Consider the following 16,884-nt stretch of genomic DNA (forward strand, 5'->3'; position numbering starts at 1 on the left):
GCCAACACGTTTGCAGGGTGCGGGCTCAACTAAATTTGCGGGCATCGAGGTGTCCACGGGCTCGACGGGTGGTCGCGCAGCGGGTGCGTAGACCCGGGAAGGCGTCGAGGGCGATCCCGCCCTTGACCTTGTCGCCATCCTGGTCGTTGCTATCGAAGATGTCCCAGAGATCTTCGTGCAGGGCCTGCATTTGCCAGGTGTCCAGCGGGCCGAGGTTCGCGTGCCACTTGCGGCGGGCGCGGTTGTACTCGGCCAGCGCCTCCTCAGGTAGCTTCTTCAACTGCCGACGGGACAGAAGCTCGGGACGGATCCGGCGCGGGGCGTTGGCGAAGCGGACGAAGCCTTCCTTACGGGACAGTGTGACGTGGTCCAGCCGGGAGCGCAGATCGGCTTCCTCGGACAGGGCCCGGGGCGTCTTACTCATCGTCATCGACGTCCTTCAAAGCTGTGGCGTAGAAGTCGAGTTCTTCGTCCAACTCCTCCAGACCGTCCGCGTCGTCATCCCCCTCGTTGGTGTCGCTGGACTCGATGGCTGGCGCCGAGGGCTGTTCGGGAAGGGACAGCACGCGGGCGACCGACGGCAGGACGCTGACCTCGGAGACTTCCTCCCTGGGCAGGTCCACGGCGGCCTGTTCGCGAGACAACCGCAGGGCTATGCGCCGCTCGACCAGGGAATTGCCGAGCCCGAGATTCCACCGCTCCAGCAGCAGCGCGACGGCGAGCCGGTCGTTGGGGTAGGTGTACTGCTTCGCGGCCAGGCGCCGGGCGAACTGCAAAGCCTCCTCGCTCAGCGGCATCTGGAGACTTGGTGCGTGTTCCCAGCGAAGCGTGTGCCACGTGCGCTCGGCGTCGCGGAAGTAGATGCGGGTGACGTCATCGGGGTCGGCGAAGAACTCAAGCCGCCGCTGGGACAGCGAAATGTCTGATCCGGCCATGTCTCGCAGGCCGTCGAGCCCCGGACCGTCGTAGCGGCGTCCCTTGATCTCGACGCCGTAGTGCTGGACGGTCCGCATCGTGACCTCCAGGAACTCGTAGGCCAGGTCCGGATCGCGGGGCACTTCGATGTAGCCGGCCCGCGCGAGCCCGTGCTCGAACATCGAAGTCGGCGACAGGTCCACACTCGGAAGGTGCGGATCGACGAGACCGCTGTGTGGCCTGCGGTGATACACACAGGCAACCCACTCGCGGATGATCGCCTCAAGCTCGTGCAGGAAGAAGAAGGCGTCCCTTTCGGGGTTGAGTCCCCGCGAATGGATGTCGGGTCCCTTGTAGCCGGGCAGCAGCTGCAGCACGTCTTCCCGCAGGGTCCGGAAAAATCTCTCGATCGGGCCCTTGTCCCGGCCGGTCCGTAGCCGGGCCGGCTGGATCGACATCCCCAGCCGGCGGCAGACGCTGGTCAGATGGGCAGAGAGGTAGATCTTGCCGTGGCCGACGATGACCGTCTCCGCCGCAAGTGCCGGGCCGACGGCCCCCGTGACGGGGCCATGGACCGCCTCGGCTTCCACCAGCACACCGCGGGGGATCCCGTGATCGGGCCGGGCTGCTTCCTTCGGCCAGGTCTCGGGGACGGGCCGGGGCCGGTAGGTCTGGAACAGGACGGCCGCCGCGTCGACGGCCTTGGTCGACACCGGTGTGACGCGGATGCCGGTGATGCAGCGGGTGTACCAGTCCATCGCGACGGTCAGCTCCGCTTGCACCCACTTCAGGGTCACTGGGTCGAAGGCGAAGACGTCCAGTCGTGTGGTGTCCATCAGCACGTACTCACCCGGCCGGGTGGGTCGCAGCTTCCCGTAGACGCCAGCGGGACGAGCCGCGATGTCACGGTTGAGTTTCGTGCTCAGCCGGAACGTCGGATGACGCCGATCGAGCTCGTGCATCCACCGATAGCCTGCCGTCCGCTTCGGCAGCGGCACTACCTTGGGCCCGAAACGCTCCTCCAGTCGGGCCTGCACCCGCTCCAGCACGAGCTTGATCGAGGGCCGGGACTCCTCCTCGTACTCGCCCAGAACCTCTTCAGCCACCTCCACCCAGCGCGGATCGGCATGAGACAGACCGCCCTCCGCCTGGGCCTTCTTCGGGACGAGCCCCACCTCACCGCTCTCAAGGAACGCGCGTGCCCAGCGCTCCACCGACCGCACGGTCGCACCCAGCTCGGACGCCTTGGCCGCATACCGCTTCCCCAGCGAAAGGCCGGGAGCGTACTGAGGTCGCGGCTCGCCGGGCCGTGCCAACTCCTCGGAACCCGAGCGGTAACCCGTCAGGGTCTCCTGGATGTGCTCGGCCCGTTCCAGAACGTCCTTGCGTTCCTCCTTGGTCAGCCGGGCCAGCACCACGGAGACCATGTCCCCGTCGTCCGTGGCCAGCCCCTGGCCCTCGGGGATCACCTCAGCCCGGTCCGAAGTCAGCAGTTCCCGCATCGACATCCGCACCAGCCGGTCACGGGCATCCTTGAGGATGACCTCCATGCCCGTGGCCAGGCTCGTGAACTCCACAACCTTGACCGTCTCGCCGTCGAGCCGAAAGCGTGTGCCGACCCCGAGCCGCGTTCCCGCCCCGCTCATGCGACCCTCCTCAGCACGTGCCCCGGGCTGAGCGGCCGGTCCAGCTCCGTCGTCACGTGCCCCGACCACAACAGGTGCAGCACCGCTGACTTCACCAGCGGCCGGGGCCGGTCGGGCAGCAGCCGGAAAGCCTCGCCCAGTGAGAGTCCCTCCAGCTCACAGGCCCGCAGGCCGTCCAAGAGGCCCGGATCGAACAGCCAGTCCCTGCGGTAGCCGGCGAGGAAGCGGACGTTCTCCAGCTCATGAGAGTCCGGTTCACTCCAGACCTCGTAACGCCACCCGCGGGAGGCGACCGCCGCACGAGTCCACGCGAACGTGAACGCGACCTTCGGCCGCTCCACCCGATGCCGCGGCTTGACATCCACGACCACCGGCCCGTCATCGGTCAGCAGCAGATAGTCCGGGATGTGCCGCCGCAACCTGCCCTCAACCACTGCCTTGAGCAGGAAAGGCTGAGCGACGACAAGCCGGACGTCCGGCGCGAAGTCCGCGAACAGCAGCCGGGCCAGCTCCAGCGGCGACTCGTAGATCACGTGGCCGCGTACCGTCGCCGCCCAGTACGTCCCCGAGTAGTGCTGCTGGCCCTTGTACCAGCGGAACGTCCGCCACGGCTGTGCGTTCCGCAGGAGATCGAGCGGCGCGGACGCCCACTCCAAGTCCTCCACCACACACTCGTCGGCCTGCCGGACACTCACCTGTACCGACGTAGCCCAATCTGTCGTGCTCACCGGACCCCCAGCCTCGCGTTCTCCACGGCAGCCTGATCGGCCGCCGAACGCTGCTGGCATGCCCCGATCGTCTGTGTTGATGACGACCGGGACGGTCCGGTACACGAAGAGTGGAACTGCTCGAGTTAGAGGCATGAATCCCGCTCACCTGTCGTATCCGACACGGCTACGACAGCCCCGCGCGGAATCCGACACGGGGAACGGGATCCCACACGAGGTCAGCCGACGTACGCCCCGCTCGCCGTCAGGCGCAGCGCCGTGTCGATCAGCGGCACGTGACTGAACGCCTGGGGGAAGTTCCCCACCTGGCGCTGCAGGCGGGAATCCCACTCCTCCGCGAGCAGGCCCAGATCGTTGCGCAGGGACAGCAGCCGCTCGAAGAGCTGGCGCGCCTCGTCGACCCGGCCGATCATCGCCAGGTCGTCGGCCAGCCAGAACGAGCAGGCCAGGAACGCGCCCTCGTCGCCCTCCAGACCGTCGACGCCGGCGTGCTCGCCCTTGGTGGGGTAGCGCAGCACGAAGCCGTCCTCGGTGGACAGCTCGCGCTGGATCGCCTCGATCGTGCCGATCACGCGCTTGTCGTCGGGCGGCAGGAATCCCATCTGGGGGATCAGCAGGAGGGAGGCGTCCAGCTCCTGCGATCCATAGGACTGCGTGAAGGTGTTGCGTTCCTTGTCGTAGCCCCGGTCGCAGACGTCGCGGTGGATTTCGTCACGCAGCGCGCGCAGCCGCTCCAGCGGCCCCTCCGCGTCACCGGACTCGATCAGCTTGATGGTGCGGTCGACGGCGACCCAGGCCATCACCTTGGAGTGCACGAAGTGGCGGCGCGGGCCGCGCACCTCCCAGATGCCCTCGTCCGGCTCGTCCCAGTGCTTCTCCAGGTACTCGATCAGCTTGAGCTGGAGGCCCGTGGCGTAGTCGTTGCGGGTCAGGCCCGTCATGTGGGCCAGATGCAGTGCCTCGGTGACCTCGCCGTACACGTCCAGCTGGAGCTGGCCCGCGGCGCCGTTGCCGACCCGGACCGGGCCGGAGTTCTCGTAACCGGGCAGCCAGTCCAGCTCGGCCTCGCCCAGCTCGCGCTCGCCCGCGATGCCGTACATGATCTGCAGGTTCTCCGGGTCCCCGGCCACGGCCCGCAGCAGCCACTCGCGCCAGGCGCGGGCCTCCTCGCGGTAGCCGGTGCGCAGCAGGGAGGAGAGGGTGATCGCGGCGTCGCGCAGCCAGGTGTAGCGGTAGTCCCAGTTCCGGGAGCCGCCGATGTCCTCGGGCAGCGACGTGGTCGGCGCGGCGACGATGCCGCCGGTCGGCGCGTACGTCAGGGCCTTGAGGGTGATCAGGGAGCGGACCACGGCCTCGCGGTAGGGCCCGTGGTACGTGCACTGTTCGACCCATTCACGCCAGAAGTCCGCGGTCGCGTCCAGCGAACCCTCCGGGTCCGGCAGGCCCGGCGGCTCGTGGTGCGAGGGCTGCCAGCTGATCGTGAACGCGATCCGGTCACCCGGTGCGACCGTGAAATCGGAGTACGTCGTCAGGTTCTCGCCGAAGGTGTCGGCGGGGGTGTCCAGCCAGACGGAGTCCGGGCCGGCGACGGCGACCGTACGGCCGTCGACCTTGTGCACCCACGGCGTGACCCGCCCGTAGCTGAACCGCATGCGCAGCTCGGAGCGCATCGGCACCCGGCCGCTGATCCCTTCCACGATCCGGATCACCTGCGGGGCACCGTCACGCGGCGGCATGAAATCGGTCACTCTGACCGTTCCACGCGGGGTGTCCCATTCCGATTCCAGGATCAGGGAATCCCCGCGGTAGCGGCGGCGGTCGGCGGAGGGCGCCTCGGCCCCCTCCTCCCGTGCCGGTCCCAGGCGCCAGAAGCCGTGCTCCTCAGTACCCAGAAGTCCCGCAAAAACGGCATGCGAATCGAAGCGGGGAAGGCACAGCCAGTCGACTGTGCCGTCCCGGCAGACCAGGGCGGCGGTCTGCATGTCTCCGATAAGTGCGTAATCCTCGATGCGCCCGGCCACGTGCATCTCCAGTCGAACGGCCTTGTCACCCCGTAGGGCATTACTGCGGGTCAAGAGGTCGTCGCAAGGGGTTGTTGTGGGGGAACCTGCGTGCTCGGAACCTCGCCCGGAGCGAGTGTCCGAGCAGGATACGACGCACCCGGGTGATCTGCGCGACCGTCTCATCAACGGACCTGCGCCGAACGGGTGGGGTGTGAGGGGCTTGAGATGATCTTGTGTGGTGAGTGTGCGGTGTGTGGCCGGAAGCAGCCTCCCCGGGTCGCTGATACCCTGGTAGCCCGTGGACCGGTGGTCGTCCGCAACAGCGGACGAGGCCCCCGAACCGCAGCGACGGCACCTCCGGAACGACCGGACGGCAACGCCGGTACGCACCTCACGATCGCGACCACGGGAGCCCCCTTTGGCTATGCAGCCCACATCCACGACGACCAAGCACATCTTCGTCACCGGGGGTGTCGCCTCTTCCCTCGGCAAGGGTCTGACTGCCTCCAGCCTCGGCGCCCTGCTCAAGGCGCGCGGACTCCGGGTCACCATGCAGAAGCTCGACCCCTACCTGAACGTCGACCCGGGCACGATGAACCCGTTCCAGCACGGTGAGGTGTTCGTCACCAACGACGGCGCCGAGACCGACCTGGACATCGGCCACTACGAGCGCTTCCTCGACGTCGACCTCGACGGCTCCGCCAACGTCACCACCGGCCAGGTCTACTCCCAGGTGATCGCCAAGGAGCGGCGCGGCGAGTACCTCGGTGACACCGTGCAGGTCATCCCGCACATCACCAACGAGATCAAGCACCGCATCCGCCGCATGGCCACCGACGACGTCGATGTCGTCATCACCGAGGTCGGCGGCACGGTCGGTGACATCGAGTCGCTGCCGTTCCTGGAGACCGTCCGCCAGGTCCGCCACGAGGTCGGCCGGGACAACGTCTTCGTCGTGCACATCTCGCTGCTGCCCTACATCGGCCCGTCCGGCGAGCTCAAGACCAAGCCGACCCAGCACTCCGTCGCGGCGCTGCGCAACATCGGCATCCAGCCCGACGCCATCGTGCTGCGCGCCGACCGTGACGTGCCGACCGCCATCAAGCGCAAGATCTCGCTGATGTGCGACGTCGACGAGGCCGCCGTGGTGGCCTGCGTGGACGCCAAGTCGATCTACGACATCCCCAAGGTGCTGCACACCGAGGGCCTGGACGCCTACGTCGTGCGCAAGCTCGACCTGCCGTTCCGCGACGTCGACTGGACCACCTGGGACGACCTGCTGGACCGCGTCCACAACCCTGACCACGAGGTCACCGTCGCGCTCGTCGGCAAGTACATCGACCTGCCCGACGCCTATCTCTCGGTCACCGAGGCCATCCGGGCCGGCGGCTTCGCGAACAAGGCCCGGGTCAAGGTCAAGTGGGTCGCCTCCGACGACTGCAAGACCCCGGCCGGCGCCGCCAGGCAGCTCTCCGACGTGGACGCGATCTGCGTCCCGGGCGGCTTCGGCGACCGCGGTGTCAACGGCAAGATCGGCGCCATCCAGTACGCCCGTGAGAACAAGGTGCCGCTGCTCGGCCTCTGCCTCGGCCTCCAGTGCATCGTGATCGAGGCGGCGCGCAACCTCGCCGAGATCCCCGACGCCAACTCCACCGAGTTCGACGCCGCCACCGCGCACCCCGTCATCTCGACGATGGAGGAGCAGCTCGCGTACGTCGAGGGCGCGGGCGACCTGGGCGGCACCATGCGGCTCGGCCTGTACCCGGCGAAGCTGGCCGAGGGCTCGCTGGTCCGCGAGGCGTACGCCGACCAGCCGTATGTGGAGGAGCGTCACCGCCACCGCTACGAGGTCAACAACGCCTACCGCGCCGAGCTGGAGAAGAAGGCCGGTCTGGTCTTCTCCGGCACCTCCCCGGACAACAAGCTCGTCGAGTACGTCGAGTACCCGCGCGAGATCCACCCCTACCTGGTCGCCACCCAGGCGCACCCGGAGCTCCGCTCCCGTCCGACCCGCCCGCACCCGCTCTTCGCCGGCCTGGTGAAGGCCGCCGTCGAGCGCAGGACGGGCGCCGCCGCCGGGGCCGGGCAGGCCGCCGCATCGGGCAAGTAGTCCGGCGGTACGCAGGCGTTAACGTTGACCGGGGTACGGATCCACTGCGGATGCGTGCCCCGGTTCCTGTTCTTCGTGGGAGGACGTAGATGGGTTTCCAGGACACGCCCGAGGAGTGGCAGGTCACCGCGACCAAGACGCCCTTCATCGGCAACAAGACCAGCGTCCGCACCGATGAAGTGGTGATGCCCGACCGCACGGTCGTACGCCGCGACTACCAGGTCCACCCGGGTTCGGTCGCCGTGCTCGCGATCGACGAGGAGGACCGGGTCCTCGTGCTGCGGCAGTACCGCCACCCGGTGCGCCACAAGCTCTGGGAGATCCCGGCCGGACTGCTCGACGTCCCCGGTGAGAACCCGCTGCACGCGGCGCAGCGCGAGCTCTACGAGGAGGCGTACGCCAAGGCCGAGGACTGGCGGGTGCTGACGGACGTCTACACCACACCGGGCGGCTGCGACGAAGCCGTACGGATCTTCCTGGCCCGGAATCTCTCCGAGGCCGACGGGGAGCGCTACGAGGTCTCCGAGGAGGAGGCCGACATGGAGCTGGCCCGGGTGCCGCTCCAGGAGCTGGTGCGCGGGGTGCTCGCCGGGGATCTGCACAACAACTGCCTCGTGGTGGGCGTCCTCTCGCTCGCCGCGGTGCGCGCCGGTGACGGAATCGAGTCCCTGCGTCCGGCCGAGGCGCCGTGGCCGGCCCGCCCGTTCGAGGCCTGACGATTCGCGAGGGCCGTTCGGGGCCCGGCCGTCCGACGAGGACGGATCGTGCGAGGGCCGGGGGTTCTGCGGGGCGCCGTCCGGGGCCCGGTGGTCCGGCCGGCAGCCAGTTCGAGCGGCTCGGCGGACCACTGAACGGTTCACCGACCTCCCCCGATCGGAAAAAATGCTGATCCGATCGGGGGACCTCTGCGCCATGCTCCACGGAATTCGTCCATACGCCTGAACTACGCTCGGAATGCCCTGACCGGAGTCCCGGCGGGCGATGCGTGCAGCGAAGTGGAGCGTGGCTCGTGACGGATCAGGCGGTGGACACCAGCGGCCCGGTCGAGGCAGCGGGAACCGAGGAGCCGTCCGGCACCGCCCCACCCCAATTCTTCGGGCGCGAACGCGAGTTGAAAGCGCTGCGGGCCGATATCGAGCGGGCCGGACTGGACACCCTGGCCGGCCGCAAGGCCGCCCGCGCCCGGGTCCTGCTGATCGCCGGACGCCCCGGTTCCGGACGTACCGCGCTCGCCGGCGAACTCACCCGCCGGCTGCTCGCCACCGACGATTACGCGGACGGAATGCTGAGGGCCCGGCTCACCGACCCCGGCGGCGCGCCGGTCCCCACCGAGCGCACCGCGCGGGAGCTGCTCGACCAGCTGGGTGTGACGGGGCCGCCCGGCGCGGACGGGGACGAACTCTCCGAGCTGCTCCGCGAGGCGCTCGCCGGGCGCCGCGCCCTGCTGCTCCTCGATGACGCCGTGGACGCGGAACAGGTCGACCCGCTGCTCCCGGACGACCCCGACTGCCTGGTCGTCGCCACCTCCGAGGGCCCGCTGACCGGCATCCCGGGCGTCCGCCCCTGCACCCTCGGCGGTCTGGACGCGGGCTCCGCGGTCCGGCTGCTGGCCCGCGTCATCGGCCAGGTAAGGATCACCGTCGACCCGCGGACCGCCGAGACCCTGGTCGAGGAGTGCGGTGGACTGCCGGCGGCCCTGGTGATGGTCGGAGGCTGGCTCGCGGCCCGTCCCATGGCCTCGGTCGCCGATGTCACCAAACAGCTGCGGGAACTGCCGGACGAGCCGGAGCAGTCCACCGGTGTCCGCCCGCTGGCCCGCGCCTTCCGGCTGGTCCACGACTCCCTGCCGGCGACCGCCGCCCGGATACTGCGCCTGCTCGCCCTCGCCCCCGCCGGGCTCGCCGACGCGCACACCGCCTCCGCGCTGGCCGGCTGCTCCGTCTCGGCCGCCCGGACGACCCTCGACGACTTCGTGGCCCTGGGCCTGCTGCGTACCGACGGGGCGGACGAGCCGCAGTACGAGGTGCCCGGCTGCCTCGCCCCGTTGCTGCGGGCGCTCCTGGAGGCCAGGGACCGGCCGACGGAGATCCAGCTCGCCAGGGCCCGGATGCTGGAGCGGACCGTCCGGCTGTTGCAGTCCTGCCGGGCGGTCACCGACCCCGAGGGTTCCCCGGCCCGTCGCAAGCTCGCCGGACTGCCGCGCTCGCTGCGCTTCCCCGGCCCCGACGCCGCCGCCGAATGGCTGCGGATCCACCGGCCCGCGCTGCTGGCCTCGGCCAGGATCGCCGTCGAGGACGGTGAACTCGACACTCTGGCAAGGAGGTTGGTGGCGGCTCTGGTGCGGGCGCTGGCCGTGCATCAGGGCACCGAGGCCGCCGCGCCCGAGCTGTACGGACTGCACGGTCTGGTCCTGGCCGTCGCCGAGCGGCGCGAACTGCCGCGCGAGCGGGCCGCCGCACTGCTCAACCTCGCCGACCTCGATGCCAGGACCGGCCGTACGCGGGAGGCGCTGGCCCGCTACCGGGCCGCGCTGGACGCCGGACGGGCCGCGAGGGATCCGTACGCCACCGGCCGCGCGATGGAATCCGTCGGCGGCGCCTACGCCGAGCTGGGGGACTTCCAGCGCGCCTCCGACTGGTACGGCCGGGCGCTGGCGCAGCGGCTCACCCAGGGCGAGCGGGCCGACGAGGCGCGGCTGTACGGGCGGCTCGGCGCCGTCCACACCTACGCCGGGCGGTACGGCGAGGCGTTGCGGAACTGGCGGGCCGCCGCCGCCGGGTACCGCAGGCTCGGCGATGTCCCGGCCCAGGCGCGGGCGCTGAGCGAGGCCGCCCGGGTGCAGGAGTACGCGGGCCGCCCACATGAATCGCTGCACACCTGCCAGGAGGCCGTTCAGTGGGCCAGGCAGGCCGGGGACGTACGGCTGCAGGCGGCGCTGGAGCTGCGGCTGGCCGACACGCTCGACCGGCTCGGCGACCCGGCCGCGGCCCGGCTGCACCGGGGTCTGGCCGACAGATTGCTGGGCGAGGAGGGTGCAACCTACGAAATCCGTAGTGTGATCACTGAAAAATAATGCTTTGTAAGGCTAGACAGCGAGAAGTCCTTCATTAAACTGGCTCTACCGCGTGTGTTCGCGGTGTCTCCATTTACGCAGTGTCTATCCGGGTATGTGTAGCTATGTCCGGGTAACTCTCTGAGCCAAGGACCGTGATCGACGTGAAGGTCGGCATCCCCCGCGAAGTCAAGAACAACGAGTTCCGCGTGGCGATCACGCCTGCCGGTGTGAACGAGCTCGTCCGCCACGGCCATCAGGTCGTCGTCGAGGAGAACGCCGGGGCCGGCTCCTCCATCACGGACGAGGAGTACATCGCCGCCGGAGCGCAGATACTCACCACCGCCGACGAGGTCTGGGCCACCGCCGACCTGCTGCTCAAGGTCAAGGAGCCGGTCGCCGAGGAGTATCACCGCCTCCGCAAGGGCCAGACGCTCTTCACCTACCTGCACCTCGCCGCCTCCCGCGAGTGCACGGACGCGCTGCTGGAGTCGGGCACCACGGCCATCGCGTACGAGACGGTCGAGACCGCGAACCGCGCGCTGCCGCTGCTCGCCCCGATGTCCGAGGTCGCGGGCCGGCTGGCCCCGCAGGTCGGCGCCTACCACCTGATGCGCTCGGCCGGCGGCCGCGGCGTGCTGCCCGGCGGGGTGCCCGGCACGGCGGCCGGCAAGGCCGTCGTCATCGGCGGCGGTGTCTCGGGCTGGAACGCCACGCAGATCGCCGTCGGCCTCGGCTTCCACGTCACGCTGCTCGACAAGGACATCAACAAGCTGCGCGAGGCCGACAAGATCTTCGGTACCAAGGTGCAGACGGTCGTCTCCAACGCCTTCGAGCTGGAGAAGGCCGTCGTCGAGGCCGACCTCGTCGTCGGTGCCGTGCTCATTCCGGGTGCGAAGGCCCCGAAGCTCGTCACCAACGAGCTCGTCGCCAAGATGAAGCCCGGAAGTGTACTTGTCGACATTGCAATCGATCAGGGCGGTTGCTTCGAGGACTCCCACCCGACGACTCACGCCGAGCCGACCTTCATGGTCCACAACTCGGTCTTCTACTGCGTCGCGAACATGCCCGGCGCGGTGCCGAACACCTCCACGTACGCCCTCACCAACGCCACGCTGCCGTACATCGTGGAGCTCGCCAACCGCGGCTGGGCCGAGGCGCTGCGTCGTGATGCCGCGCTGGCCAAGGGTCTCAACACCCATGACGGACAGGTCGTTTACCGCGAGGTGGCTGAGGCGCACGGCCTGCAGCACGTCGAGCTGAGCTCGCTCCTCGGCTGACCGGTCAACATCTCCCGTCAACCTCACGCGTCCGGCCGGACCTTGCCGAGCAAGGTCCGGCCGGACGCGTTTCGGGCCCCTGCGGGTTCCCGTACAACTCGTCTCGAACGTAACCCTTCAACCGATTCGTGCACCTGTTGAAAGTGTGCGCCGGTGGCTGCGTGCCCTTGACAGGGAGGTGTTCGATTGCCGACACATCGGGCCGGGTCCGGCGGATTGTGTTGCTGCGGAGCGGTGACACGCCATAGAGTCGCCAATCGTCGGCATGGTGCCACGCTGACCTATCGATAAGTTTCCTGGTCACATCCAAGGAGGTAAGACGACTTGTGAATGAGTCGACATTTACTCCCGGGGGTGTTCAAACAGGGATGCCTGCACGGGGCCAGAGCCCGAACGGGCTGGAGGCTGTCGGCTCCGTCGCTGTCCGCACCTTCGCCACCCACCAGCACATGACGACAGCCCCCCAGATGATGGACGGCCTACACGTGAACGCCATGGCCGGCAACGAGAGTGGCCGAGACACCGCCCACTTCGCCGACTTCGACGAGGTGCCCCAGGGGCACTTCTACGACCCCGACGCCGAGTACGAGCCCGATCCGGAGTACGCGGCCACCCTCGCGCCCGACGCTGCCCGACAGCGCCGCGAGCGGATCGGCCCGACCGGTCGGCCCCTGCCCTACTTCCCGATCCCGGGTCCGCTGACCGATCACGGTCCCGCGAAGATCATCGCGATGTGCAACCAGAAGGGCGGCGTCGGCAAGACCACGTCGACCATCAACCTGGGTGCCGCACTCGCGGAGTACGGACGCCGTGTCCTGCTCGTCGACTTCGACCCGCAGGGAGCCCTGTCGGTCGGGCTCGGCGTCAACCCGATGGAGCTCGACCTCACGGTCTACAACCTGCTCATGGAGCGGGGCATGTCGGCCGACGAGGTCCTGCTGAAGACCGCGGTCCCGAACATGGACCTGCTGCCCAGCAACATCGACCTGTCGGCTGCCGAGGTGCAGCTGGTGAGCGAGGTGGCCCGGGAGTCCACGCTGCAGCGCGCCCTGAAGCCGCTGATGGCCGACTACGACTACATCGTGATCGACTGTCAGCCCTCGCTGGGCCTGCTCACCGTGAACGCCCTGACGGCGGCCCACAAGGTCATAGTGCCGCTCGAATGCGAGTTCTTCGCGCTGCGCGGCGTGGCTCTGCTCACGGAGACCATCGAGAAGGTCCAGGAGCGGCTCAACCCGGATCTGGAGCTCGACGGCATCCTCGCCACCATGTACGACTCCCGTACGGTGCACAGCCGCGAGGTCCTCGCGCGCGTTGTCGAGGCCTTCGACGACCACGTCTACCACACGGTCATCGGGCGCACCGTGCGTTTCCCCGAGACCACGGTCGCGGGTGAGCCCATCACCACGTACGCCTCCAACTCGGTCGGTGCCGCCGCCTATCGCCAGCTCGCCAGGGAGGTGCTCGCCCGGTGTCACGCCGAGTGAGTCTGCCCGGGGCCGACGAACTGTTCCGTACCACCGGAGGGATGGGTCTGCAGGCCTCGTCCCCCGCGGACCGGCGGCGCAAGGTGAACGGCGAGGCCCGGGTTCCCGGTCCGGCCGGTGAGAGCGACACCGGGGCCGACGGCCCGGCCGCGGGCACGACGGAGACCGGCACCGCTGCAGCCGCGCGGGAGGAGCACTCCGCGGCGGACGCCGACGCGGGGGAATCGCGCAGCCGCGGCGGCGACCGGGTCGCGCCGACGGAGCAGTCGGGGCGCAGACCCCAGCAGCCCTCGCCGTCCGCGCAGTCGTCGGCGCCGTCGTCCGCACAGGAGGCGGTTCCCGCCCCCGCCGTCCAGCAGCAGCGCAGGCGGGGCGGCGGGCGCGGGGCGAACCGGCGGCCCAGCGGGCGTGAGCGCCACGACGAGAAGATCACCGTCTATGTCTCCGCCGAGGAACTGATGGACCTCGAACACGCGCGTCTCGTACTGCGCGGGGAGCACGGGCTCGCGGTCGACCGCGGACGGATCGTCCGCGAGGCGGTCGCGGTGGTTCTCGCGGACCTGGAGTCGCGCGGCGACGCGAGCATCCTCGTACGGCGGCTGCGCGGCCGCTGACGGAGCGGGCGCCGGTAGCCTGCCCGGGGATGCCGCCGTCGGCCGAGCGGCCCGGCCCCTGCCGTACGGGCCACCGCCCGCCGCCCGAGTCCCGCTGCCCCTGGATCCTGATGCCGACGAACGACGACCCCGCCCGTACCCCTCGCCGCCCCTTGGGCCGAGGTCCGGGCAGTCGGCATGCTCCGGCACCGGCGGTGAACGGGGGCGGCGACGGTGAATCCTCCGCCGTGCCGCTGCCCGACACCGGTGAGGCGGCCCCGGGCCCGTCGGTGACGGTTGTGGCGCCGGCCGGGCCTGCCGGCTCCCCGGAACCGGTACCGCCTCCCGAGCCCGTCGAGGCAGCGGCACCCGGCCCGTCCCCCGAACCCGCCGACGACGGGCGGTTCACCGTTCGGCTGGCGAACTTCGAGGGACCGTTCGATCTGCTGCTGCAGCTCATCTCCAAGCACAAGCTGGATGTGACCGAAGTCGCGCTGTCCAAGGTCACCGACGAGTTCATGGCCCACATCCGGGCCATGGGGCCGGACTGGGACCTGGATCAGACCACCGAGTTCCTCGTCGTCGCCGCCACCCTGCTCGACCTGAAGGCCGCCCGCCTGCTGCCCGCTGCGGAGGTGGAGGACGAGGCCGATCTGGCTCTGCTCGAAGCGCGCGACCTGCTCTTCGCCCGGCTCCTCCAGTACCGTGCGTACAAACGCGTCGCGGAGATCTTCAGCGACCGGCTGGAGTCGGAGGGGCGGCGCTTCCCGCGGACCGTGGGCCTGGAGCCGCACCACGCCGAACTGCTGCCCGAGGTCGTCATCAGGATCGGGGCGGAGAAGTTCGCCGCGCTGGCCGTGCGGGCGATGCAGCCGAAGCCCGAGCCGCAGGTGTACGTCGACCACATCCACGCGCCGCTGGTCAGCGTGCGGGAACAGGCCGAGATCGTGGTGGCGCGGCTGCGCGAGGCCGGGGAGACCAGCTTCCGGGTGCTCACCGAGGACGCCCCGGACACCCTCACCGTCGTCGCCCGGTTCCTCGCGCTGCTGGAGCTGTACCGGGAGAAGGCCGTCGCGCTGGACCAGGACGAGGCGCTCGGGGAGCTCCTGGTGCGCTGGGCCGGTGGAGAGGGGGCCGAGCCCGTCGTGACGGACGAGTTCGACACCGAGGTGACCGAGGCGCAGGACGTCCGGGAGGATGGGAAGGCATGAGTCAGCAGGACACCACGGGCTTTGACGTCGCGGACCTTGATCTCAAGCCCGCGCTGGAGGCCGTTCTCATGGTCGTCGACGAGCCGGCCACCGAGGAACACCTCGCCAAGGTGCTGGAACGGCCCCGCAGGGCCGTCGCCGACGCGCTGCGCGAGCTGGCCGACGAGTACACCGTGCAGCGCCGCGGGTTCGACCTGCGGCTGGTCGCGGGCGGCTGGCGCTTCTACACCCGCCCCGAGTACGCGGCGGCCGTCGAGGGCTTCGTCCTGGACGGTCAGCAGGCCCGTCTCACGCAGGCGGCACTGGAGACCCTCGCGGTGGTCGCGTACCGCCAGCCGGCCAGCCGGTCGAGGGTCTCCGCGGTGCGCGGCGTGAACTGTGACGGGGTCATGCGGACCCTGCTGCAGCGGGGCCTTGTCGAGGAAGCGGGCGCGGAACCCGAAACAGGTGCGATCCTGTACAGGACGACGAACTACTTTCTGGAGCGGATGGGCCTGCGTGGCCTGGATGAGCTCCCGGAGCTCGCGCCCTTCCTCCCCGAGGCGGACGCGATCGAGGCCGAGACGCTAGAGGGTGTGCCGTCGTTCGATCCGGACGCACCGGACACCCCGGAAACTCACGCAGACGACAAGACGGAATTTTGATGCGAAGCAGTGGCAGGAACAGCGGAAGCGGCAGCGGCCGGAGCGGCGGAAGCGGCAGCGGCCGGAGCGGCGGCAACCGGAATCCCCGGGGTGCCGGCGCCGGGCGCGACGGCAAGCAGGAGCAGCGTCCCCGTCGGCCCCGGCCCGAGGAGCGCCGCTACGACGTCGGCTCCACCGGGGAGACGAGCGGCGACGGTCCCCGCAAGGGCCGCGGCGCCGCGGCCCGCGGCGGCGCCAAGGGCGGTCCGAAGCCCGCGCAGGCCGGTAGCGGCCGGAGCGGCGGCCCGCGTCGCCAGGGCGCCCCGTCCCGTCCGCGTGAGCTCGACGCCAAGATCGAGCAGCGCAACCGGGACAGGTACGCGAACAAGCCCGACATCAGGACGCCCAAGACCTTCCCGGGCGCCGAGCAGGAGGGCGAGCGGCTGCAGAAGGTCCTCGCCAGGGCCGGCATGGGCTCGCGCCGCGCGTGCGAGGAGCTGATCGAGCAGGCCCGCGTCGAGGTCAACGGCGAGATCGTCGTCGAGCAGGGCATGCGCGTCGATGTGCACAAGGACGAGATCAAGGTCGACGGTCTGACCGTCGCCGCGCAGTCGTATCTCTTCTTCGCGCTGAACAAGCCCGCCGGTGTCGTCTCCTCCATGGAGGACCCGGACGGCCGTCAGTGCCTCGGCGACTACGTCACCAACCGTGAGACGCGGCTCTTTCACGTCGGCCGGCTGGACACCGAGACCGAGGGCATCATCATGCTCACCAACCACGGCGAGCTGGCCCACCGCCTGACCCACCCCAAGTACGGGGTGAAGAAGACCTACCTGGCCGCCATCCAGGGACCGCTCCCGCGCGACCTGGGCAAGCGGCTCAAGGACGGCATCCAGCTGGAGGACGGCTTCGCCCGCGCCGACCACTTCCGGGTCGTCGAGAACACCGGCAAGAACTACCTGGTCGAGGTGACCCTCCACGAGGGCCGCAAGCACATTGTCCGCCGGATGCTGGCCGAGGCCGGCTTCCCGGTCGAGCGGCTTGTCCGGACGTCCTTCGGGCCGATCCCGCTGGGCGACCAGAAGTCCGGCTGGCTGCGCCGCCTCACCAACACCGAGGTCGGCATGCTGATGCGCGAGGTCGGCCTGTAGGACCCGTCCGGACGCGCCGCCCCGGCTCCGTCCGCTCCACGGCCCGCGGCCGGTTCCTGCTTTCGATTTTCGAACAGGAATCGGC

The 16,884-nt window shown here is 69.9% G+C and carries 13 protein-coding genes; 9 read left to right on the plus strand and 4 right to left on the minus strand.

Annotated features, from left to right (window positions below; genetic code table 11):
- Positions 1 to 25: 25 nt before the first annotated feature.
- The 4 genes from ABZ826_RS28420 to ABZ826_RS28435 form a co-directional block, all read right to left on the minus strand.
- Entirely contained in the window at positions 26 to 424 is a 399-nt protein-coding gene (locus ABZ826_RS28420) for a hypothetical protein (protein WP_361454231.1), read from the minus strand.
- Positions 417 to 2,561 carry a Mu transposase C-terminal domain-containing protein gene (locus ABZ826_RS28425; protein ID WP_361454234.1) on the minus strand — a complete coding sequence of 715 codons (2,145 nt, stop codon included), beginning with the start codon at positions 2,559 to 2,561 and terminating at the stop codon, positions 417 to 419. Before ABZ826_RS28425 ends, ABZ826_RS28420 begins: the two co-directional genes overlap by 8 nt.
- A complete protein-coding gene (locus ABZ826_RS28430) occupies positions 2,558 to 3,256 on the minus strand; it encodes a TnsA-like heteromeric transposase endonuclease subunit (RefSeq protein ID WP_361454237.1) in 699 nt (232 codons plus the stop codon). The genes ABZ826_RS28425 and ABZ826_RS28430 overlap by 4 nt, the downstream gene beginning before the upstream one ends.
- Before the next feature lie 251 nt (positions 3,257 to 3,507).
- Positions 3,508 to 5,310, minus strand: coding sequence for a glycoside hydrolase family 15 protein (locus tag ABZ826_RS28435; RefSeq protein WP_361454240.1), 1,803 nt, complete (start codon positions 5,308 to 5,310; stop codon positions 3,508 to 3,510).
- 406 nt (positions 5,311 to 5,716) lie between these two features.
- Between ABZ826_RS28435 and ABZ826_RS28440 the strand changes: the two genes are divergently transcribed.
- The 9 genes from ABZ826_RS28440 to ABZ826_RS28480 all read left to right on the plus strand — a co-directional run bounded on the left by ABZ826_RS28440 (position 5,717) and on the right by ABZ826_RS28480 (position 16,799).
- A complete protein-coding gene (locus tag ABZ826_RS28440) occupies positions 5,717 to 7,402 on the plus strand; it encodes a CTP synthase (RefSeq protein WP_361454243.1) in 1,686 nt (561 codons plus the stop codon).
- Between the two features lie 89 nt (positions 7,403 to 7,491).
- Positions 7,492 to 8,118: an NUDIX hydrolase gene (locus ABZ826_RS28445; RefSeq protein WP_361454246.1), complete on the plus strand. Its 627-nt coding sequence runs from the start codon at positions 7,492 to 7,494 to the stop codon at positions 8,116 to 8,118.
- A gap of 293 nt (positions 8,119 to 8,411) precedes the next feature.
- Positions 8,412 to 10,475, plus strand: a complete 2,064-nt coding sequence (locus tag ABZ826_RS28450; protein WP_361454249.1) for a tetratricopeptide repeat protein — start codon at positions 8,412 to 8,414, stop codon at positions 10,473 to 10,475.
- Between the two features lie 143 nt (positions 10,476 to 10,618).
- Entirely contained in the window at positions 10,619 to 11,734 is a 1,116-nt protein-coding gene (ald, locus tag ABZ826_RS28455; protein WP_361454354.1) for an alanine dehydrogenase, read from the plus strand.
- 368 nt (positions 11,735 to 12,102) lie between these two features.
- A complete protein-coding gene (locus tag ABZ826_RS28460; protein WP_351074738.1) occupies positions 12,103 to 13,221 on the plus strand; it encodes a ParA family protein in 1,119 nt (372 codons plus the stop codon).
- Complete coding sequence (locus ABZ826_RS28465; protein WP_361454358.1) at positions 13,218 to 13,835, plus strand: hypothetical protein; 618 nt, start codon at positions 13,218 to 13,220, stop codon at positions 13,833 to 13,835. Before ABZ826_RS28460 ends, ABZ826_RS28465 begins: the two co-directional genes overlap by 4 nt.
- Before the next feature lie 110 nt (positions 13,836 to 13,945).
- Positions 13,946 to 15,025, plus strand: coding sequence for a ScpA family protein (locus ABZ826_RS28470; RefSeq protein WP_361454254.1), 1,080 nt, complete (start codon positions 13,946 to 13,948; stop codon positions 15,023 to 15,025).
- Positions 15,022 to 15,669: an SMC-Scp complex subunit ScpB gene (gene scpB, locus ABZ826_RS28475; RefSeq protein ID WP_361454257.1), complete on the plus strand. Its 648-nt coding sequence runs from the start codon at positions 15,022 to 15,024 to the stop codon at positions 15,667 to 15,669. Before ABZ826_RS28470 ends, scpB begins: the two co-directional genes overlap by 4 nt.
- Positions 15,669 to 16,799: a pseudouridine synthase gene (locus tag ABZ826_RS28480; protein WP_361454260.1), complete on the plus strand. Its 1,131-nt coding sequence runs from the start codon at positions 15,669 to 15,671 to the stop codon at positions 16,797 to 16,799. The genes scpB and ABZ826_RS28480 overlap by 1 nt, the downstream gene beginning before the upstream one ends.
- Positions 16,800 to 16,884: the final 85 nt, after the last annotated feature.

Origin of the sequence: Streptomyces sp. NPDC047515, assembly GCF_040643055.1 — a bacterium.
Classification (GTDB): Bacteria; Actinomycetota; Actinomycetes; order Streptomycetales; family Streptomycetaceae; genus Streptomyces.